Source organism: Erwinia sp. AC075, assembly GCF_979253995.1.
Map to the genome: position 1 here is coordinate 1127709 of NZ_CEEDEU010000001.1, position 21650 is coordinate 1149358.

Annotated in this window: 16 protein-coding genes; 6 read left to right on the top strand and 10 right to left on the bottom strand. The window is 54.8% G+C overall.

The window, feature by feature from the left end; genetic code table 11:
- Positions 1-33: 33 nt before the first annotated feature.
- Positions 34-1011, bottom strand: coding sequence for a hypothetical protein (locus AC0IXH_RS05395; protein WP_013202372.1), 978 nt, complete (start codon positions 1009-1011; stop codon positions 34-36).
- A gap of 479 nt (positions 1012-1490) precedes the next feature.
- Between AC0IXH_RS05395 and araD the strand changes: the two genes are divergently transcribed.
- Both araD and AC0IXH_RS05405 read left to right on the top strand, forming a co-directional pair.
- Positions 1491-2192 (top strand): L-ribulose-5-phosphate 4-epimerase, encoded by a 702-nt coding sequence (gene araD, locus AC0IXH_RS05400; protein ID WP_013202371.1) that lies wholly within the window; start codon positions 1491-1493, stop codon positions 2190-2192.
- A gap of 199 nt (positions 2193-2391) precedes the next feature.
- On the top strand, positions 2392-3261 hold the full coding sequence (locus AC0IXH_RS05405; RefSeq protein WP_013202370.1) for a crotonase/enoyl-CoA hydratase family protein: 870 nt from the start codon (positions 2392-2394) through the stop codon (positions 3259-3261).
- Here the strand turns inward: AC0IXH_RS05405 and pdeR are convergent.
- The 5 genes from pdeR to AC0IXH_RS05430 all read right to left on the bottom strand — a co-directional run bounded on the left by pdeR (position 3258) and on the right by AC0IXH_RS05430 (position 12294).
- Positions 3258-5240 (bottom strand): cyclic di-GMP phosphodiesterase, encoded by a 1983-nt coding sequence (gene pdeR / locus AC0IXH_RS05410; RefSeq protein ID WP_013202369.1) that lies wholly within the window; start codon positions 5238-5240, stop codon positions 3258-3260. The two genes, AC0IXH_RS05405 and pdeR, sit on opposite strands and share 4 nt — an antisense overlap.
- Before the next feature lie 159 nt (positions 5241-5399).
- Complete coding sequence (locus AC0IXH_RS05415; RefSeq protein ID WP_428980695.1) at positions 5400-5690, bottom strand: YbdD/YjiX family protein; 291 nt, start codon at positions 5688-5690, stop codon at positions 5400-5402.
- Complete coding sequence (locus AC0IXH_RS05420; protein ID WP_053142869.1) at positions 5683-7749, bottom strand: carbon starvation CstA family protein; 2067 nt, start codon at positions 7747-7749, stop codon at positions 5683-5685. The genes AC0IXH_RS05415 and AC0IXH_RS05420 overlap by 8 nt, the downstream gene beginning before the upstream one ends.
- A 177-nt stretch (positions 7750-7926) precedes the next feature.
- Complete coding sequence (locus AC0IXH_RS05425; protein WP_471720117.1) at positions 7927-9867, bottom strand: exoribonuclease II; 1941 nt, start codon at positions 9865-9867, stop codon at positions 7927-7929.
- A gap of 117 nt (positions 9868-9984) precedes the next feature.
- Positions 9985-12294 (bottom strand): FdhF/YdeP family oxidoreductase, encoded by a 2310-nt coding sequence (locus AC0IXH_RS05430; protein WP_206400949.1) that lies wholly within the window; start codon positions 12292-12294, stop codon positions 9985-9987.
- Between the two features lie 286 nt (positions 12295-12580).
- On the opposite strand from AC0IXH_RS05430, the gene AC0IXH_RS05435 reads away from it, so the two are divergent.
- Positions 12581-14128, top strand: a complete 1548-nt coding sequence (locus AC0IXH_RS05435) for a PTS transporter subunit EIIC (RefSeq protein WP_471721120.1) — start codon at positions 12581-12583, stop codon at positions 14126-14128.
- Positions 14129-14302: 174 nt separating this feature from the next.
- A complete protein-coding gene (locus AC0IXH_RS05440; protein WP_455863735.1) occupies positions 14303-15238 on the top strand; it encodes a LysR family transcriptional regulator in 936 nt (311 codons plus the stop codon).
- Here AC0IXH_RS05440 and AC0IXH_RS05445 read toward each other — a convergent pair.
- From AC0IXH_RS05445 to sapC, 4 genes are all read right to left on the bottom strand, one after another.
- Positions 15227-16390: a CMD domain-containing protein gene (locus AC0IXH_RS05445; protein WP_471720118.1), complete on the bottom strand. Its 1164-nt coding sequence runs from the start codon at positions 16388-16390 to the stop codon at positions 15227-15229. The genes AC0IXH_RS05440 and AC0IXH_RS05445 overlap by 12 nt on opposite strands.
- Before the next feature lie 218 nt (positions 16391-16608).
- Positions 16609-17418: a putrescine export ABC transporter ATP-binding protein SapF gene (sapF, locus tag AC0IXH_RS05450; RefSeq protein WP_013202361.1), complete on the bottom strand. Its 810-nt coding sequence runs from the start codon at positions 17416-17418 to the stop codon at positions 16609-16611.
- Positions 17418-18410 (bottom strand): putrescine export ABC transporter ATP-binding protein SapD, encoded by a 993-nt coding sequence (gene sapD / locus AC0IXH_RS05455; RefSeq protein WP_151037334.1) that lies wholly within the window; start codon positions 18408-18410, stop codon positions 17418-17420. Before sapD ends, sapF begins: the two co-directional genes overlap by 1 nt.
- On the bottom strand, positions 18411-19301 hold the full coding sequence (sapC, locus tag AC0IXH_RS05460) for a putrescine export ABC transporter permease SapC (RefSeq protein WP_013202359.1): 891 nt from the start codon (positions 19299-19301) through the stop codon (positions 18411-18413). It lies immediately after the preceding gene.
- 836 nt (positions 19302-20137) lie between these two features.
- Between sapC and AC0IXH_RS05465 the strand changes: the two genes are divergently transcribed.
- Together AC0IXH_RS05465 and AC0IXH_RS05470 are read left to right on the top strand one after the other, a co-directional pair.
- Positions 20138-20644, top strand: coding sequence for a ferritin-like domain-containing protein (locus AC0IXH_RS05465; RefSeq protein ID WP_013202357.1), 507 nt, complete (start codon positions 20138-20140; stop codon positions 20642-20644).
- A 68-nt stretch (positions 20645-20712) separates the two neighbouring features.
- A complete protein-coding gene (locus AC0IXH_RS05470) occupies positions 20713-21630 on the top strand; it encodes a manganese catalase family protein (protein ID WP_013202356.1) in 918 nt (305 codons plus the stop codon).
- The last annotated feature ends 20 nt before the right edge of the window (positions 21631-21650 follow it).

The following is a 21650-nucleotide window of genomic DNA, read 5'->3' on the forward strand; positions in this document are numbered from 1 at the left end:
TACCTCGGTTTATTGCATTCAGTTAATCAGCAATCAGAGACCATGCGCACGGCCATTAGGGCTGTTATGCGCTGATGCCTGGGCATTCTCTGCGCCACGACCCTGATGGCCAATGCTGCCTTTGTTATGGCCCGCTTTGTCGTGGCGGTTACCGGTGTGGCTAATCTGGAAGGCTGAGACGTAAGGAACCGCCACCTGTACGCCGGGCATCGTCGCAGCAAGTTGCGCGGCGGTTGTTACCTGCGTAACGCCGTTGATCGTTACTGAAACCTGCGTTGACGGGTTTAGGGTTGATGCCGCGACGTTGATAGTTGGCACGCGCTGGTTAACTGCAACAGGTGCAACCGGCGTTTTTTGTAATAGTGTCATATAGACATTGATGCGGGTTGGCGTTCGCTGTGGTACCGACTGAGGCACGGCCTGCGGTACTAAAGGCTGCAATTGCGCGATCGGCGTTTGTTGCTGGATCTGCGGAGTAGTCTGCGGCACGGCCTGCGGTACTGAAGGCTGCAATTGAGCGATCGGCGTTTGTTGTTGGATCTGCGGAGTAGTCTGCGGCACCGCTTGCATAACAGCGGGCTGCAACTGAGGCACTGGCGTCCGCTGTGGGGCTTGCGGCACGGCCTGTGGCACGGCCTGCGCAACGGATGGCTGCAACTGAGCAACTGGTGTTTTTTGTTGTATCTGTGGCGTGGCCTGCGGAATTGCCTGCGGAACATTCATCCGCTGTGGTACTGATTGCACCATTGCAACAGGAGTTTTCTGCGGTGTGCGTTGTGGTGAAATCTGCGGCACCTGTGGCTGTTTTGATGGAACTGCGTCAGGAGTTGCGTAGCCTACGCTCTGGGTATTTTTAGCATTGATGTATGAATTGCCAAAATTGTTGTTAATTGAATCAGACAACGCGCCACCTGTTAAACCAGTGAGTGATGGTGATTCTGGTGCCGCAACAGCAGCAAAGGTTGAAACAGTGGCAACAGCCAGGGCGAGCATTTTGATACTGGTTTTCATTTTCAGGTATTCCGTAATTTGGGTTTGTGCGCATTCATGACGGCCAGATTCCCCATTTGACGGTGATAACAGGGCATCAACATCTAACCGAAACTTATTTCACTGCCCGGAAAAAGCCCCCTGATACCTGCCAGGCATTCAGGGGGAAAGCTCACCAGGAATGAAAACGATGGAAACAATGTCGGAATGGAATCGACATGCCATTTCTCGTCGGTGCGCAAATTACGCCGTTTAGGATTGGTTTAAGTTGATATAAATCAATCGCGAGTGGAAACGATTACACTCGTAAAGTAATGTCTTATTTTGTAAAGAGAAAAATGTTTACGCACTGTTTTTGATTATTCGTGCGCAGAGGGGATCCCTGTTGTTCACGCATTTACTGGCCTACAGCGAGTTCCTGCCGGGCATCCAGCGAATAGCTCCATACCCAGTCCGTAAGTCGCGGGGGAAAATGGAGAAAATGGGGCTGGAGAAGAAAAATGTTAGAACAGTTAAAACAACAGGTACTGGAAGCCAATCTGGCGCTGCCAAAACACGGTCTGGTGGTCTTTACCTGGGGTAACGTCAGTGCGCTGGATCGCGACAGTGGGCTGATGGTGATTAAACCGTCGGGTGTCAGCTATGACGTTATGCAGCGTGACGATATGGTGGTGGTTAACGTCGCCACGGGGGAGGTGGTTGAAGGCAACAAACGACCTTCGTCTGATACGGATACCCATCGCGCACTTTATCAGGCCTGGCCTGAGGTAGGCAGTATCGTCCATACCCATTCCCGCCATGCGACGATCTGGGCCCAGTCTGGCCGGGATATTCCTGCCTGGGGAACCACCCATGCGGATGATTTCTATGGCGCCATTCCCTGCACCCGACAAATGACGCCTGAAGAGATTCAGACGCGATACGAGTGGGAAACCGGGCAAGTGATTATCGAAACCTTCCAGCAGCGTGAAATCGATCCGCTGGCGGTTCCTGCGGTGCTGGTGAATTCGCATGGGCCATTCTGTTGGGGCAAAACAGCAGATGAGGCCGTTCACTCAGCCGTGGTGTTGGAAGAAGTGGCCTACATGGGGATCTTCAGTCAGCAACTCACGGCCAACCTGCCTGCCATCCAGCAACCACTGCTGGATAATCACTATTTGCGTAAGCACGGCACTAACGCCTGGTATGGTCAGAAAAAATAATTTTATCAGGCCCGTTAACGTAATTCAGGCAAACGTTTTGTCTGAATTACGGTCTGGCAATATTTAGCACTATTTTTCGCTTGACTGCTCATCCTTCCCACCTGTTTTATCTTAAAAATCAAAACCAGATTTTGTGATTACCCGCTCTGGATTACGCTGGAACCGCGCTTAAGCGCTCCCATAACCAGAGGATAAGATAATGACAGTAATTAATCAGACTACATGCAGGTTGTTTAGCGAAGTTGGACAAACCACACAGCTCTCCGCGTACTACGAGGAAGGGCGTCGCACCATGTGGATGTTACTTCGCGCGCAACCGCGTCCAAGCTTCAATCACGAGCTGATCGAAGAGATCATGAACCTCAGTTATGCCGCTCAGCGTTCTGGCTTACCCATCGACTTTTGGGTGACCGGTTCGCTGGTTCCGACGATGTTTAACGCCGGTGGCGATCTGCGGTTCTTTGTTGAATCGATTAAAAATGGACGGCGTGAAGCACTGAGGGCGTATGCCCGGGCCTGCGTGGACTGCATTCATGCCGCAGCACGCGGCTTTGATACCGGCGCAGTCAGTATTGCTATGATTGAAGGCAGCGCTTTGGGTGGTGGCTTCGAGGCTGCATTGGCCCACCACTTTATCCTGGCGCAAAACACCGCCCGCATGGGCTTCCCGGAAATTGCGTTCAACCTGTTTCCTGGCATGGGGGGCTATTCACTGGTCGCCCGTCGTTCAGGGATGAAACTGGCGGAAGAGCTGATCTGTGAAGGGGAGTCACATACCGCCGAATGGTTTGAACAACGTGGACTGGTCGATAAGCTGTTCCAGCCGGGTGATGGTTACCAGGCGACGCGTACGTTTATCGACACCATGAAGCCAAAACTGAACGGCGTGAAGGCGATGCTCAAAGCGCGTCAGCGTGTGTTACAGCTGACGCGCGCAGAGCTGATGGATATCACGGAAGACTGGGTAGACTTCGCGTTCACCATTGAACCGAAGGATATTGCCTATATGGAACGTCTGGTACAGTTGCAGAACCGTCACAGTGCGCAGGTTTTACGTAAAGTCGGCTAAGCATTAGTCCGGTTCGCCAGCCAGTGCTCGATATCGTCGGCGGGCATGGGTCTGGCATATAAATAACCCTGGCGGGTATCCACACCACTCGCCAGGACAAAGGCCTCTTCCTCTTTGGTTTCGATCCCTTCAGCAATAACCTGCAAATCCAGCGCCTTCGCCACCGCCACAATCGCCTTAACTAACGACTGCGATACCGGCTGATCGTTTACGTTGCGGACAAAACTCTGGTCGAGCTTAATTGCGTCAATGGGCACGCGAGCCAGCTGTGAAAGCGAGGAATATCCGGTACCGAAGTCGTCCAGATGCACCTCTGCGCCCAGCTGCTGGAACTGCAACATCAACGCCAGCGCCTTTTCTTCATTCTCGATCAGGCAACTTTCAGTCAGTTCAATATCAATCGGGCAGCGCGACAGATTCAACTGCTCCAGCGCCAGTTTCAGATCGGTATAAATACTCTGATCGGTCAGCTGACGGGCGGAGACATTCACCGCCACGCGTAAATCGATGCCTTTCTCCCGCCAGCGAACGACCTGTTCAAGCGCAGTCAGCATCACCCAGCGACCGAGCGGCACAATTAATCCCGACTCTTCGGCATAAGAGATAAAATCGCCTGGCGGCACCAGACCACGTTCCGGCGAAAGCCAGCGCACCAGCGCCTCCACGCTTTTCACCTCGCCATTTCCGTCAACTTTTGGCTGATAATGGATAATCAGCTGATTCTGATCCAGCGCTTTGCGCAGGTTGGTATCCAGCCACAGATATTCAAATACCCGTTGGTTCATTTCGGCAGAGAAGATGCAGAATTTACCACGACCATTTTCTTTGGCTGTATACATGGCGGTGTCAGCATTGCGCATCAGGCTTTCTTTATCTTCGCCGTGCTGCGGGCTGACCGCGATGCCAATGGAGCAACCTGAATAGACTTCAATCAGGCCGATACGGAACGGCTGTTTCAGACGATCGAGGATGCGTGATGCCATCGCTTCCAGCGAAGCCTGACTGGCGGCGGTGGCCAGCACGATGAATTCATCACCGCCCAGACGTGCCAGGGTCTGATCTTTATCCAGACAGCTTAAAATCGCCAGCGAGACCGCCTGCAATAGCTGATCGCCAAACATGTGCCCGTAGGCATCGTTGACCTTCTTAAAGTTGTCGAGGTCGAGATAGACGATGCCAATCTGCTGCTCAACACGCTGTTCCAGCGCCTCAGCGATAGCGTGGTTAATCGCATTGCGGTTTGGCAGTCCGGTAATGGTGTCGGTATTCGCCAGCACGCGCAGGCGCTCCTGAGCGCGACGTTCTTCAGTAATGTCTGTCCCCGAGCAGATCAGGTAGATCTCATTTTTCCCGCTGCCGCTGTGGACAAATTTATTGCGGAACAGGAACAGGCGCTGGCCCTTTTTGGTTTTGATCCAGCGTTCAACTTCGTAAGAGCTGCCATCGCGGAAAAAGCCGCTGATATTACGGCGGGAAGACGAGGCTTCCTGCTTGGTCATAAACAGCTGGAACACATTACGGCCAATCACTTCCTGTTCTTTCAGGCCGGTATATTCTTCGCTCAATCGATTAAAGCGCTGAATGTTGCCGCGCTGATCGACAATGACGATCACCGAATTGGCTTCCGAAACCACCTGTTCGGCAAATGAGAGTCCCAGTACCAGATCGCGAGCCACGGCGGAGGTATCTCCCCACGCGGACGCGCTGCCGGCCCATGAGGTTTGATTAACTCTTCTGCCGACCAGATGCATAGAAAGAGGCTCACCGTAGAGGGACAGTGTCAGGTTAACGCTGGACGTAATTACCGTCATGCTGCGGATCAGGCTGGCCTGTGGGCCAGTTAGCGCCACGGCGATATGTGTACTTGCCTGTTCATCCTCAGCAAAAAGGAGTGCATCGCTGTCTGCCATTAAACGCCAATGAGGGCTGGTGGTACCAAAATAGGTATAAAGTAATGATTGCCCCGGTTCATCGGTCATCTGGTGTCTCCTTGAGGGATGCAATGAAGGCTGTATCTTCTTATTTTAGCAACAGTATTCGGCAACCAGTATAATCTCAAGGTGTATCTCAGATATATTTTTCCAGCAGAAATTAACGGGGAGAAGAAAATGCCCCGATCTGACGATCGGGGGCGTGGATTAGCAGGGGCATTTGCCTAACTTCCCGGCTTTACTCGGGAAGCGGGCATCAAGACAGTAGCGATGAAATTCTTTCTCTGTCATAGGTTTAGTCTGAGGATGCTGCAGATTCATGTGCCGAAGATAACCAGGGTAATCCTGTACGCCCACCATCAGGCGGAAGGTTTGCGCCACACGTGACATAAGAAGGCGTAACGTTAATTTCTCTGGTGATTTTGTGCTATTCATCGCCAGGCAGCGATAAATGATCATAGAACGTCGTTTAGGTATCGCAAAAATAGCATCAGACATGGCGAGCCTCACTGCGTAAGGAAACGGCGGTTTCGTGGGTAGTCGGTGTTGCGCTGTTCAGCGCGCGACGGATCACGAAGAAGGCAGAAATCAACATCGTCACCGCCACCAGCATAAAGAAGGCGCAGAGCGCGGCATTGATTTGATTGCTGAAGACGATGGTTTGCATATCTGCCACGGATTTGGCCGGGGCAATAATGATGCCGTTATCGATCCCTTTAGAGAACTTATTGGCCTGCGCCAGGAAACCAATGCTCGGCTTCTCATGGAAAATCTTCTGCCAGCCCGCGGTCATCGAGGTGATAAACAGCCAGACGGTCGGCAGGATGGTCACCCAGGCATAACGCTGCTTCTTCATTTTGAACAACACCACGGTGCCGAGGATCAAAGCCATCGACGCCAGCATCTGGTTACCGATGCCGAACAGCGGCCACAGCGTGTTGATGCCGCCCAGCGGATCGACCACGCCCTGATAAACGAAGAAACCCCAGCCGGCCACCGCCACCGTGGTGCCGGCCATATTGCCTAACCAGGAACGGTTGTTGGCCATTGAAGGCACCACCACGCCGACCAAATCCTGCACCATAAAACGACAGGCGCGCGTGCCGGCATCGACCGCGGTAAGAATAAACAGCGCTTCGAACAGGATTGCGAAGTGATACCAGAACGCCATCATCACCCGGCTGTTAAACACCTCGGTAATGATATGCGCCATGCCTACCGCGAAGGTTGGCGCACCGCCGGCACGGGAGAGGATAGTGCTTTCGCCGACGTCCCGGGCAATGCCGGTCAGCATTTCAGGCGTCACCACAAAGCCCCAGCTGTTGATCGCCTGCGAGGCGGTTTCCACCGTGGTGCCAATTAATGCGGCGGGGGAGTTCATCGCGAAGTACACGCCAGGTTCAATCACCGAGGCGCAAATCAACGCCATGATGGCCACGAACGACTCCATCAGCATCGCGCCGTAGCCGATAAAACGAATATGGCTCTCACGCTCAATCAGCTTCGGCGTGGTCCCGCTGGAAACCAGCGCATGGAACCCGGAGATCGCGCCGCAGGCGATGGTGATAAACAGGAACGGGAACAAGGCACCGGAAAACACCGGGCCGCTACCGTCGATAAAGCGGGTTACCGCCGGCATTTTCATTTCCGGCATGGCAAACAGAATCCCAACCGCGAGGCCCGCAATAACGCCTATTTTCAGGAAGGTAGACAGATAATCACGCGGCGCCAGTAACAGCCACACCGGCAGAACCGAAGCAATAAAGCCGTAAATAACCAGCACCCAGGTCAGGGTCGTGCCTTTCAGCGTGAAGAACGGTCCCCAGTAGGGATGTTGCGCGATATCACCGCCATAGATAATCGCTGCCATCATCAGCACAAAGCCAATCAGTGACACTTCCGCGATTTTTCCGGGGCGAATAAAACGCATATAAATGCCCATAAACAGCGCAATCGGGATGGTTGCCGCGATGGTGAACAATCCCCACGGACTGTTTGCCAGCGCCTTAACCACCACCAGCGCGAGGGCGGAAAGAATAATGATCATCACGCCCAACGCCCCGAGCATGGTGACCACACCGGCAAAGGCACCGAGCTCCTGTTTAGCCATTTCACCGAGTGAGCGTCCGTCTCTGCGGGTCGAAATAAACAGGATCAGGAAGTCCTGCACCGCACCGGCCATCATCACGCCCACCAGGATCCAGATGGTGCCGGGCAGAAAGCCCATCTGCGCGGCGAGGATCGGCCCAACCAGCGGACCGGCACCGGCGATGGCGGCAAAATGGTGGCCGAACAGCACCCATTTATTGGTGGGAACATAATCCAGACCATCGTTATTACGTTCCGCCGGTGTGCGGCGACGATCGTCTAACTCAAAGATATTTTTAGCGATAAACAGGCTGTAAAAACGGTAAGCAATGCTGTAGCACGCGATGGAAGCCACCACCAACCACAATGCATTAACATGTTCGCCACGGCTGAGCGCCAGCATAGCAAACGCCCCGGCTCCGATTAACGCCACCGCGGACCAGGTGACGCCGGTTTTGACGTTTTTCATCACATTACTCCTTGCAGGATCCATAAGAAGGTCTGAACAAGAACTTAAAGTAATGTAATTGTTTGTTAATGAAAGCGAAGGCAGGGAGAAGTGTGAGGCGAGAAGCTTTTTTTCTGTTGCGGAGGAGGGGAAGAGATGTCAGGTGGGATAACGGACGCTATCCCACCTGAAAAGCCGTTAGGCTACCGGGCGTGCAACCACGCTGCGGTTTTCCATACGGACTTCAGCAATGGTCACTTCGATCAAATCGGTCACGCGGTAAGCCACTTCACCTTTGATCTGCACGGTGCCATTTTCCTGGCTGCATACCAGCTCATCACGCACGGCGTGGATGAACGGTGCCGGGATAAAGGCAACCGCGCCGTTCGCCGTCAGACGGACGCGCATACCGCCGCGAGAAACGTCGATGACTTCTGCACCGAAACGCTGGTCGGTGCCCGCCGCGCTCTGCAGGAAGCGCGAGTACAGCCAGTCACCAACGTCACGTTCCGCCATGCGGTTCTGACGGCGACGTTCGCCCATCTTCACCGTGATGTCATCATTTGGACGGCGGGCTTCTTCCCCTTTGATCATCGCTTTCAGCAGGCGATGGTTGATCATATCGCCATACTTACGGATCGGTGAAGTCCAGGTGGCATACGCCTCCAGACCCAGGCCAAAGTGCGGGCCCGGCTCGGTGCTGACTTCAGCAAACGACTGGAAACGACGGATGCGGCTGTCCAGGAACTGTGTCGGTTGTGAATCCAGCTCGCGGCGCAGTTCGCGGAAACCTGACAGGGTGGCGATCGCCAGCGGATCCACTTTCAGGCCGTGGTTTTCCAGCATGGTGGCCGCCAGTTCCGCTTTCTCGGCATCAAAGCCCAGATGGATGTTGTAGATGCCGAAGCCCAGTTTCTCACGCAGCACGGTGCCGGCACAGATATTGGCGGTGATCATCGCTTCTTCCACAATGCGGTTAGCAATGCGGCGGTGCTCAGCCACGATATCCAGCACTTCGCCTTTCTCGCCCAACAGGAAGCGGAAGTCAGGGCGATCTTTGAACACCAGCGCATGGGTTTGACGCCATTCGCTGCGCGCCAGGCACAGGCGATGCAGCAGAGGGATCTGCGCCGCAATCGCGTCGTTCTCAGGCTGCCATTCGCTGGCACCGTCGCTTTCCAGCCAGTCGGAGACGTTGTCGTAAGCCAGTTTCGCTTTGGACTCAATCCACGCGGCAAAGAAGTGAATCTCTTCACTCAGGGTGCCGTCTGCTGCCACGTTCACGCGGCAAGCCAGCACCGGACGGCGCTCGTTCGGGCGCAGCGAACAGATGTCATCAGACAGCTGACGCGGCAACATTGGGATGTTGAAGCCCGGCAGATAGTTAGTGAATGAACGCTCAGCGGCAATCGCATCCAGCTCGCTACCGGCAGCCACATAGGCAGTCGGATCGGCGATGGCGATGGTCAGACGCAGCGCACCGTCGGCGGCTTCTTCCACATACAGCGCATCATCCATATCTTCGGTGCTGGCGCTGTCGATGGTAACGAATTCAAGGGCAGTGAGGTCTTCACGTTCCAACTGCTCGTCCAGCATTTCGCCGGCGGTCGCGTCTGGCGCCTCACGCTCAAGATTGTGACGGGAGAGGGTGACCCACCAGGGGGCTAAGTGATCGTCAGCCGTGGTGATAAACGCCGTCAGTTCAGCGTAGAAAGTGCGATCGCCTTTCAGCGGGTGGCGGCGCATTTCCGCCACGGCCCAGTCGCCATTCTGGAAATCATGCGTCACGTTACGATCGGCACGACACTGAATCGCGTCTTTCATCAGGGGATGATCGGGAACGATCGACAGGCGATCGTCTTTGCGCTGTACGCGGCCAACAAAACGGGTCAGGAAAGGCTCAATCAGCTTTTCCGGATCGGCAACTTCACGATCCTTATCGGTTTGCAGGACGGCGACCACGCGATCGCCGTGCATGACTTTTTTCATGAACGGCGGTGGAATGAAGTAACTTTTTTGTGCGTCGACTTCCAGGAAGCCAAAGCCTTTTTCGGTGCCTTTCACTACCCCTTCAACACGCGGCGTCTGGGAGTGGAGTTTCTCTTTGAGCTGCGCGAGCAGCGGGTTATCCTGGAACATAATCTCAACAGTTTTCGTGGCCTAAGAGCGGCAGACAGTTTTACGCGATTAACCGCTTCGCGGCAAGTAAAAAGCCGGGAAACCCGGCTTTGATTAATTTCTGAAAACGCAGTGAACTCAGGCGATGCGCAGGCCCGGTTTCGCCTCGGAGAGGGTGATTTTCACCGGCACCGATTTGGAGGTTGGCGTCCCGCTGCCGTCACCGAAGCTGGAAAGGGGAACCAGCGGATTGGTTTCCGGATAATAGGCGGCAAGGTTGCCCTGAGGAATATTGTAAGAGACCAACTTGAAGTTGAACACTTTACGGATAATTCCGTCATTCCACAGGGTTTCGATATCGACATCATCGCCGGCCGTGAAGCCCATTTTTGCCATATCGTCCGGGTGCATAAACAGCACTTCGCGCTGACCATAAACGCCACGATAACGGTCATCAAGGCCGTAGATGGTGGTGTTGTACTGGTCATGCGAGCGGAGCGTCTGCAGGGTGAACGGCACCTCAACATCGCCCAACTGCGGGAACAGAGAGTCCGGCAAGCGTGCGCTGCTGAACTGGGCCTTATTGTTCAGGGTGTTGAAGCGGAATTCGGCTGCGGCATTGCCCAGGTAGAATCCGCCTTTAATGTCGCACTTCTGATTGAAGTCGGCGAAGCCCGGAATGGTGGCGGCGATATGGTCACGGATCTTGTTGTAATCGGCGGCCAGTTCCAGCCAGTCCAGCTTCTGATTGCCGAGCACGGCGTTGGCGATGCCGGCGACAATCGCCGTTTCTGAACGCTGGGTATCGGCAATCGGTTTGCCGACGCCTTCAGAGGCGTGAACCATGCTGAAGGAGTCTTCAACGGTGATGAACTGCGGACCGGACGCCTGGATATCCTGCTCGGTACGGCCAATGGTTGGCAGGATCAGCGCATCAACCGCACCCGGGCACAGGTGGCTGCGGTTCAGTTTGGTGCTGATTTGCACCGTCAGTTCGCAGCGACGCAGCGCTTCTTCAGTGCGCGGGCTGTCCGGTGCCGCAGCGGCAAGGTTGCCACCCAGCGCAATCAGCACTTTAATTTCATTTCGCAGCATCGCTTCCAGCGCTTCAACGGTGTTATGACCGATGTTGCGTGGCGGCTCGAAGCCAAAATGCGCCGCCATGCTGTCGAGGAAGGCCTTGGAAGGCTTTTCATCGATGCCCATGGTACGGTTGCCCTGCACATTACTGTGGCCACGCACCGGACAAAGGCCCGCGCCTTTTTTTCCTAACTGTCCAAACAGCAGTTGCAGGTTGGTGATTTCACGCACCGTATCAACCGAGTGTTTGTGCTGGGTAATGCCCATCGCCCAGGTACAGATCACCCGCTCGGCGCTTTGATAAATCGCCGCCGCTTCACGGATTTGCTGCTCGGTAAGCCCCGACTGCTGGACAATTTGCGCCCAGTCTGTCGCTTCAACCACCGCCAGATATTCTTCCATCCCTTCGGTTTTGGCATTGATGAACACTTCATCAAACAGGCCTTTTTCACCGGCGGCAATCAGTTCGTTATGGGATTGCGACAGGGCTTTGACCATGCCACGGATCGCCGCCATATCACCACCGAGGTTCGGCTGGTAATAGGTCGAGCTGATGGTGCCGGCTTTGCTGGTGACCACTTCCAGCGGTTTTTGCGGATCGGCAAAGCGTTCCAGACCGCGTTCGCGCAGGGTATTGAAGGTGACGATTTTCGCGCCGTGATCGGCAGCGTGACGCAGGCTGTGCAGCATACGTGGATGGTTGGTGCCCGGGTTCTGACCGAAGACGAAAATCGCATCAGCATGGTCAAAATCGTCCAGGCGGATGGTGCCTTTACCCACGCCAATGCTGCGTTTAAGGCCGGTGCCGCTGGCTTCATGACACATATTGGAGCAGTCAGGGAAGTTGTTGCTGCCGTTCATGCGACCAAACAACTGATACAGCCAGGACGCTTCATTACTGGCGCGGCCGGAGGTGTACAGCTCCATTTGATCCGGATTGTCCATCGCCTTGATATGTTTGGCGATCAGCTTAAAGGCATCATCCCAGCTAATCGGTTCGTAGTGATCCGTTTCGCGGTTATAACGCAAGGGTTCAGTCAGACGCCCCTGATACTCAAGGAAGTAGTCACTCTGCTGATACAGGGAAGAGACGCTGTACTTTTCAAAGAAGCTGGCATCGACATAACGGCGGGTCGCTTCCCAGGTCACGGCTTTCGCGCCGTTTTCGCAGAAGCTGAAGGTGCTTTTATTGTCATCTCCCCAGGCGCAGCCCGGGCAGTCAAAGCCTTTGGCTTTGTTCATGCGCATCAGGTTACGCATGTTTTTCAGGACTTGTTTACTGTCAAAGACAAAACGGGTGGTGGCTTCAAGAGATCCCCAGCCGCCTGCCGCAGCCTTATACGGCTTAATTTCAGTTTTAAATTTCATTGGGCTTCACAGGTGTCTTAATTGTTTTAGAGTTGTTAAGAAACTATTGCTTCTTTTGTGGGATTAGTCTGCAACCCGGTAAAAAAATTGTCTAATTGATTGGTTTAATGGTGCGATAGGCGGTGTTTATCGCAAAAGCGTGAACTGACTCAAAGAATCGCCCGTCGCATTGTGTCTTTACCAGGCTCGTTGCCAGGAACAGGCTAATAATTAACCTTTCTTCAGTGACGACGAGGTGCCTGTGAAAGAATTTGCCAGCAAAATCCATGCGTTCGGCAAGGCGCTGATGATGCCGATTTCGGTGATCGCCGCCGCCGGTATTTTCCTTGGTGTGGCCGCCGCCATGCAGAACCCGGCGATCACTGGCGAAGCCTTTGCCAGCCTGCATACGCCGCAATTGATCATTGGTTTTATTCGTAAGGTGGCCGGGGCTCTGTTTGCCAATCTGCCGTTGTTCTTTGCGGTAGCCAGCGCCATTGGCCTGGCGAAGGCCGAAAAACCTACGGCGGCGTTTGCGGCGGTGATCGGCTTTATCGCTATGCATGTTGGCGTAAGCGCCACGCTGGGTGCGCAGGGACTGACTGCGGCAACCACCACGCCAGACGCATTGCAGGCCAAAGGCATGACGCAGACTGCGGCGATGATGACTTCCGCCGAATATATTCAGATGCTGGGCATCTTTACTTACAATATGAGCGTGCTGGGTGGGGTAATTTCCGGGCTGTTGACGGTAATGATTCATAACCGTTTCTATACCACGCAGTTGCCAACGGCAATCAGCTTCTTTGGCGGCAGGCGGCTGGTGCCGATTATCACCGTGCTGGTGCTGCCGCTGGTGGGGGTGCTGCTGGCGATGATCTGGCCGACCATCGGCGCAGGCATTGCCTGGGTTGGCGAGCTGATTGGCAAAAGTGGCCAGTATGGCGCATTCCTCTATGGCACCAGTGAGCGGCTGCTCATCCCAACCGGTCTGCACCATATTCTGAATGAAACGGTGCGCTTTACGCCCATCGGCGGGGTGGCGACGGTAAACAACGAGACCATTGTGGGCGCGCTGAACATCTTCAACACCGCCTTAACCCATCCGGGGTCGATCCCCGATGAAACGGTGCAAAATGCCACCAAGTTCCTCGCCCAGGGCAAAATTCCGGTAATGATGTTTGGTTTGCCCGCCGCCGCGCTGGCGATGTACCACACCGCGCGACCGGAGCATAAGCAGCGGGTGAAAGCCCTGGTGCTGGCGGGTGCGCTAACCTCCTTTACCACCGGCATCACCGAGCCGCTGGAATTCTGCTTTATCTTTGTCTCGCCGGTGCTCTATCTGTTCCACGCCGTGCTCAGCGGGCTCTCATTTATGCTGATGTCCGCGCTGCATTTGATGATTGGTAACATCCAGGGTGGCGCCATCGATCTGGTGGTGTTTGGTATTCTCGGCGGCAGTAAAACGCAGTGGTGGTGGGCCATCGTGCTCGGACTGATATATGTGCCGGTTTACTACTATGGCTTCAAGTTTGTCATCACAAAAATGCGTGTTGAAACCCCAGGGCGGGAGTCGGATGAAGCCGACACCGCGCCGCAAAAAGTCAGCGCCGATCAGCGAACCCAGGTGATCATCAGCGGCCTTGGCGGCGAAGCCAATATAGAGGACGTCGATTGCTGCTTCACCCGGCTCCGTGTGCGGGTAAAAGAAATGCGGGAAGTGGTCGATCAAACCTTAATGTCGACGGGTGCCAATGGCGTTAACCGGGTCAGCGATCATGATGTGCAGGTAATTTACGGTCCGCAGGTGGAAAAAATTGCCCACGAGGTGAAAACAGCGCTGGGCGTTGGCTGAAATCTGCCGATAAAAAAATACCGGCTGCGAAGCCGGTATGATGAACAGCATCTTGTGAAGACTGTTAAGGGGAGTAAACTTCAGCGGGTTTTCCAGAAAATAGCCCGCTCATTCAATCTGATAACCCGAATGCCAGCATTAAGGACCGCCTTCACCACATGAAAGTTAACAACGATGGACATTAAACAGCTTACCTATCTGGTCAATCTGGAGCGCGAGCGCCACTTTGGTCGTGCGGCGGAAGCCAGCTTTGTCAGCCAGCCTACGCTGTCGATGCGCCTGAAGAATCTGGAAAAAGAGCTGGGATTGTCGCTGATCAACCGCAGCAATAACTTTGATGGCTTCACCGCAGAAGGTGAACGCGTGCTCTCCTGGGCGCGTGAAATCGTCTCGGTATATCAGGGACTGAAACTGGAAGTGGAATCACTCAAGCACGGCGTGAAAGGCACGCTGCGCATCGGCGTGGTGCCGCAGTGCAGTATTTCCCTGCCGTTGATGCTGAAGGGCATCAGCGAACGCTATCCCCAGTTGGATTATCGCGTCGCGGTGTTAAGCGCGGACCAGCTGCTGGATGCGCTTAACAGCCACACGGTGGATGTCGGCATCGGTTTCTTTGAGCTGGCCACCCTGCGCGAGCTGCATTTTCAGGCTGAACCCTTGCGGGATGACGGCGTGGAAGTGGTGTTTCATCCGCAGCATTTTCCCCAGCTGGTTGGGGACACGCCGCTGGAACTGAGCGATCTTGCCGAGGTACCGCTGTGCCTTGCCGAGCAGACACGCTATTTCCGCCGCTATCTGGATACGCATTTTCGTGAAGCGGATATCCGGCTGCGCGTGGTGCTGGAAACCACTTCGATATTTCAGCTGGTGCAGGGGATTCAGGTGGGGCTGGGCTGTCTGATTTCGCCGTGCGGCCATTTGCTGCCGGAAATGACCCCGGAACTGCACAGCCGCAAGCTGGCGATTGCGCCGATGTCACGTCAGGCTGCGGTGGTGATTGCTGAACCGGGCAGGGCGACGCCGCTTGCGCAGCACTTCTTCGATGAGGTGCGTCGCTGGTTAAGCGAAGGACAGGGCGGAAGGCTATCCGCCCCGAGTTTAACGGGCTGAATCCACTGCGGGCGCGGTGGAACCCAAAGCCTGCATCAGGCGATTGTTCCACGCCGCCAGCGCGATACTTTGCACAATACTGAACACCGCGCGATCGCTAAAACCGGCTTCTTTCAGCGGTTGTAGGTGGGCGGCACTGAATCGCTCAGGAGAGCGGGTCAACTGGGCCGCGCAGTGGATCACCGCTTTTTGTTCCGCTATGGCTTTATTCAGCGCCTGTTCCACGCCTTCAAGCAGCGCTTCACGTAACGACGGATCGGCAAACTGCTGGAAACAGAGCGGGCTTCCGTTAATGCGCGCACTGACGGCGGAAGCCAGCCGACCGGCTTCAGTCCCGGTCACGTCCTGCATCGCGTTAAGTAAATTTCCCCAGCCATACAATGCTTCACCATCGTGGGCCAGCAGCCAGGCGCTATCACGCAACAGTTCCTGAGGCTGGCACCAGGTTAAGGCTTCCAGCTGACTGGCGGAGGCGTAACGTAACTCAACCGGCGGTAAAAACGGGCGCCAGGCGTCCAGATGCTGGAAGCAGTCGGTCTCCGCATCTTCTGGCAGGGTAACACCGGGGATCCAGCGCACCGGCAAGGCCAGCAGGGCATTCATCCCCGCCACAATACGCGCCTGATAGCTGACAAAACCGATCAGCTGATGGAAGGTGACGATATCCGGTGCCGTTAATCCCACTTCATCCAGACGGGCCAGCGCCACATTGTCAACCAGGGTTGGCTGGCTAGCCAGTTGACGGGCGTATTCGGTGATCTGGGTAAGGCGTCGGTTGCTCTCGCGGGAAGAGTCGGGGCCGGACAGGGGATTCAGACGCGCGGCATAGTGGTTACACAAGCGCTGAATGCCGGTGACCTGAGCCACGGTCAGCGCGGTGCTCAGACGATCGTAAATGGTCAGCGTATGGGTTTTGCTGGTGGTCAGCTGCTGCGGCAACAGCAGATGATACAAATCTCGCGAAGCCAGCATCGCAGGCTGACATTGGCTGATGGTCGGCCCTAAGGTGTCGGCATACTGCTGAGCCAGACCAAGCAGAAAGCGGTCTTCAATCTCGGCCGCTTCTGGAAACAGCGGCGCAGCATGGGGCGTTAATGTGGACTGCGTTTCATGATACCAGTGGCTGTTGCCGGGAAAACGGCGCTGTTCCATGATCATTCCTTTTCAAGTTAACCGGCCCGGTGAACCAAAGAAAGAGGGGTATGCGCGTCAACGGGCCTGAAGAGCCTGACTATCCTCGCGCAAGCGCTGAGGTGAACCAAAGAATGATCGGTGCTAACACATAGCGGAATGGTATAACGGCGCGGGAGTGGGCGTGAACCGTGCCGAAATCAGACATTCCGCACGGTTCTGGCAAAGCTTAGTTGAATTTATGCCAGGTCTTTACGCCAGGCGTCGGCTTTTAACGGTTCACCGAAGTGGCTGTTAATCAGGCGTTTGGTCAGATCGTGGAGCGGGCAGGCCAGCACCTCCGCTGTGCTGCCGCGTTCCACCACTTCGCCCTGGTGCATCACAATCACCTGGTCGCTGATGTGCTTCATCATCCCCAGATGCTGGGTAACGTAGATATACGAAATCCCGTGCTTATCCTGCAGCTCCAGCATCAGATTGATCAGCTGCGAACGCATCGACATATCCAGCGACGCCATCGCCTCATCGGCAATAATCACTTTGGGTTGCAGGATCAGCGCACGCGCCAGACCAACACGCTGTTTCTGACCCGGTGCCAGCATATGTGGATAGTACGCCGCATGATCGCGCAGCAGGCCGACCTGGCGCAGCGTGGCAATAATCCGTTTCTCGCGCGCTTCCGTAGAGAGTTCGGTGTTTAAGCGCAGCGGAAAATCGAGGATCTGGCCAATGCGCTGGCGCGGATTAAGCGAGGTTGACGGGTCCTGAAAAATCATCCGGATACGCTGGCTGCGATAACCATAATCGCCATACTCCAGCGGATGGTCATCGATCAGAATATCGCCGGTACTTGGCGCCACCATTCCGCTGAGCATTTTCGCCAGCGTCGATTTGCCCGAGCCGTTTTCACCAATGATTGCCAGCGTCTGCCGTTCTCTCAGCGTAAAGCTGACCTCTTTGACCGCCTCAACATGCTGACGACGAAACAGCCCGGTGCGATAGCGGAACGTTTTGCTGAGATTGCGCACTTCCAGTAGCGTTTCAACCATTACTGACTCTCCATGTTAAGTGGGAAGTGGCAGGCAAACAGATGGGATTTGGCGCCGGACAACCTTGGCGTTTCAATACACTTCTTCTGCGCATAGGGGCAACGCGGCCCCAGCCGACAGCCGATCGGCAAGTGTTCCAGTGACGGGATGGCACCGGGCAAGGTGTTCAGCCGGCTTTTATGGGGCATCGCAAGACCAAAATCGGGCATCGCGCGGATCAGCGCCTGAGTATAAGGATGGTGCGGCGCGACAATCAGCGCTTCGCTCGGGGCGGTCTCGACCGTTTGCCCGCAATACATCACGTTAATGCGGTCGGCCCAGTGACTAAGCATCTGCAAGTCATGGCTGATCAGCAGGATAGTGGTGTTGTTGTTTTGGTTCAGACGCGCCAGCAGGCGGAAAATCTGTGCCTGAGTGGTCGGTTCCATGGCGTTGGTGGGTTCATCCGCAATCAGCAGGCGCGGCTGGTTTGCCAGCGCGATGGCAATCATCACTTTCTGGCACTCGCCGTCGGTCAGTTCATACGGGAAGCTGCCCATAATATCTTTGTGATCCTTGATGCCGACGCGGTGCAACAATTCAATCGCCCGGCGGTGACGCCAGCGGAATCGCTGATACCAGCGACCCTTGTAGGTCCATCCGGGAATGGCCTGCACGATTTGCTGGCCAATGTTTTCAGACGGATCCAGACAGGACTGCGGCTCCTGGAAAATCATCGAGACGTTGTGGCCGATGATCTTACGTCTTTCACGCGGGGAGAGATGCAGCAGATCGATATCATCAAAACGCATCCGATCGGCGGTGACACGCCAGTTATCTTTTGTCACGCCGCAGATCGCTTTCGCAATCAGGCTTTTGCCGGAACCCGATTCGCCCACCAGCCCGCGCACTTCGCCTTCGGTCAGCGTGATGCTGACGCGGTCCACCGCCTTCACCGGACCGTCGGCGGTCATAAATTCAATCGTCAGGTTACGAATATCAAGCAACGGCATCTATTCAACTCCCGCAACGATGGCCCGACGAATACCGTCACCCAACAGGTTAACGATTAGCACGCTGAGCATAATCGCCGCGCCAGGCAGCATCACCGTCCACGGGGCAACATAGATCAATTCCAGCGCATCGCCCAGCATCGCGCCCCATTCGGGTGAAGGGAGCTGGGCACCCAGATCCAGGAACCCCAGCGCGGCAATATCGAGGATCGCCATCGACAGGGCGCGGGTAAATTCAGAAACCAGCAGGGCGAGGATATTCGGCAGGATGGCATACCAGAGAATATTCAGGCTGCTTGCGCCGTCCAGCCTGGCGGCAATCACATAGTCTTTCTCCAGCTCGTCATGCACCGCGGTATAAATGGCGCGAACCAGCCGGGGAATGATCGCCAGGAACACCGCCAGCAGGGCATGTTCGAGGCGCGGCCCGAGAAACGCCACCACGATAATCGCCAGTAACAGCGACGGGATGGAAAGCAGCGTATCGAGGATATGGTTCATTATCGCCGAGCGTAATCCTTTGGTCAGGCCGGCCAGCACCCCTAAAACCATGGCACATGCTGCAGCAAAAAACGTGACCAGGATCGCTGAACCGACGGTCGGCGCAGCGCCGCTTATCAGGCGGCTGAGAATATCCCGCCCGAGATCGTCCGTGCCGAGGAAGAACGACACGTCGCCATAACGCGACCAGGAAGGTGGCAGCAATTGGTAACCGAGGAACTGTTGATCCAGCCCGTAAGGCGCCAGCAAGCGGCCAAAGATGCAAATCAGCAGCAGCGCAATAAAGGCATAGAAACCGACCATCGCGCTGGTGTCGTGATAGAACAGACGCCAGGCGTTGCGTAGCGTGCTGGGGAGCCGCTCTTCGGCATAAATATTATCAGCGGGCATGTGATGCCACGTGATGCGGGGTAATCAGGCCTGGGCGTGGGTTAAATTCTTTATTCATATCAGTAATTTGCTCTCTTTTATGCTTCGCGCGGGCTCAATGTCAGGCTATCCGCCACCGGCAGCGTCACAAGCGCGACGCGGGTGAAGATCGGCCCGTACAACTCAGCATAGGCGATTATCCTTCTATATCACTGTCGCAGGCAAGGGAACGCAGAGAACAATTTCACTGATGGATTACAGAAGCTTACGAACGCTGGCGGAATATTGTTAACGCCAGCGCATGCGACGGTTGCTTTTAGCGGACGCGATTTCCCGCGTTTTTGCATGTGAAGTGGCGAGGAATAAAATCATCTCAGCCCGCCGAAATTATTTTGCAGACGTGTTAGTTTTTAATCTAATAACGCCATCCCAAGAAAAAATTTTTGGAAAAACGCTTCCCACTATTTATCTGATGTAAATCAGGGCACTGTAAAGACATCAACGCCTTAAGTTTTTCATTACCCTCTCTTTGATAATAAATATCATGCAAGATCGGAAATTATTAAAATCTATTTGATTCAGTATGTTGTGAATTTTATTTGGCCGGAAAGGAATATTTTATCGCAACCTACGGTGATAAGTTTGCAGTGCAGTAATTGCATTTAAGTGCTAGCGGAAAATGAGTGAAAAAAACCACGTTAGGATTAATCTTAATCGTCCATTTATTCCTGCAATATCTAATGTAATCATTAAATTCCATCTACGATCAATGTACTGATGAAATAAAGCGAACCCCATCCTGCACGGGAAATTAATAGTTAAATTAAGGGGCACAACATCAACCTGAGAGGATCATCATGACGCATTTAGAAAACTATCTCGCCTGGGTAAAAGATGCCCATGCGATGGAAATGCAGGCTGAAAGCATGCTGGAGAAAATGTCCGATCGGCTTGAGCACTATCCCGACCTTAAGGCGCGTATCGACCAGCATATTGAGGAAACCCGGCAGCAGCAGGGGCTGGTCCAGTCCGTCATCGACCGTTACGACACCTCAAGTTCCACCTTCAAGGACGCGATGGGCAAACTGACGGCCATGGGTCAGGCCATGGGCGGGATGATGGCCGATGATGAAGTGGTGAAAGGTGCCATCAGCGGGTATGTCTTTGAGAACCTCGAAATCGCCAGCTATACCTCGCTGATTGCGGCGGCAAAACTGGTCGGTGACGCCGAAGGCGTGCGTGTTTTCACCCAAATTCGTGAGCAGGAAATCGCCATGTCCGAATGGTGTCTGCAGCATCTCCCTGACGTCACAGAACAATTTATGATCCGCTCCGCCACCCCCGGCGTGGAAGCAAAAAAATAAGCCTGTTCCTTTATGCCCGCTACGGTGGGCATTTTTTCGTTATTAATACTGGTTATCCGGAGTAAGCAATGTTCAGACATGTAAAACAACTGCAGTACACGGTTCGCGTGGCAGGCCCAAATCCGGGGCTGGCAAATCTGTTGCTGGAACAGTTTGGTGGACCTCAGGGAGAACTTGCGGCGGCCTGCCGTTACTTCACTCAGGGACTGGGTGATGAGGATCCGGGACGCAAAGATATGCTGATGGATATTGCGACCGAGGAACTGAGCCATCTGGAAATTATTGGTTCGCTGGTCGGGATGCTGAACAAAGGCGCCAAGGGTGACCTGGCAGAAGGCACCGAGAAGGAAGGGGATCTGTACCGCAGTATTACCGGCAACGGTAATGACAGCCACCTGACTGCGCTGCTGTACGGAGGCGGTCCGGCGTTAACCAACTCTGCCGGGGTTCCCTGGACTGCGGCATACGTCGATACCATCGGCGAAGTTACCGCTGACCTGCGTTCCAATATTGCTGCTGAAGCAAGAGCGAAGATTTTATATGAACGCCTGATCAATATGACCGACGATCCGGGCGTTAAGGATGCGCTTGGCTTCCTGATGACCCGTGAAGTCGCGCACCAGATTTCCTTCGAAAAAGCGCTCTATTCCATCCGCAATAACTTCCCACCGGGCAAACTCCCGCCGATTGAGAAATACGCCAGTGCCTATTACAACATGTCTGCCGACGGGGACGTCAGAGGCAGTTGGAACTCGGATGAAAACTTCGATTACGTTGCCGATCCGGCCCCTGCCGTGGATGGCGGAGACGGAACGGCAAGCGTGACGCTTCCTGCGAAACAGCAGGCGGCGTTGGATGCCCTTGCGGCCCGAACCGCCTCCGATCCCCAGGTCAATCCGGTGACCGGCGCCGATATTGGTGCCGTCCCACCGATTGAAAATGAAACGGCATCGGAACCGCCAGCCGGCAAGCCGGCGAAAAAATAGCATTCAGTCCAGGGGCAGGG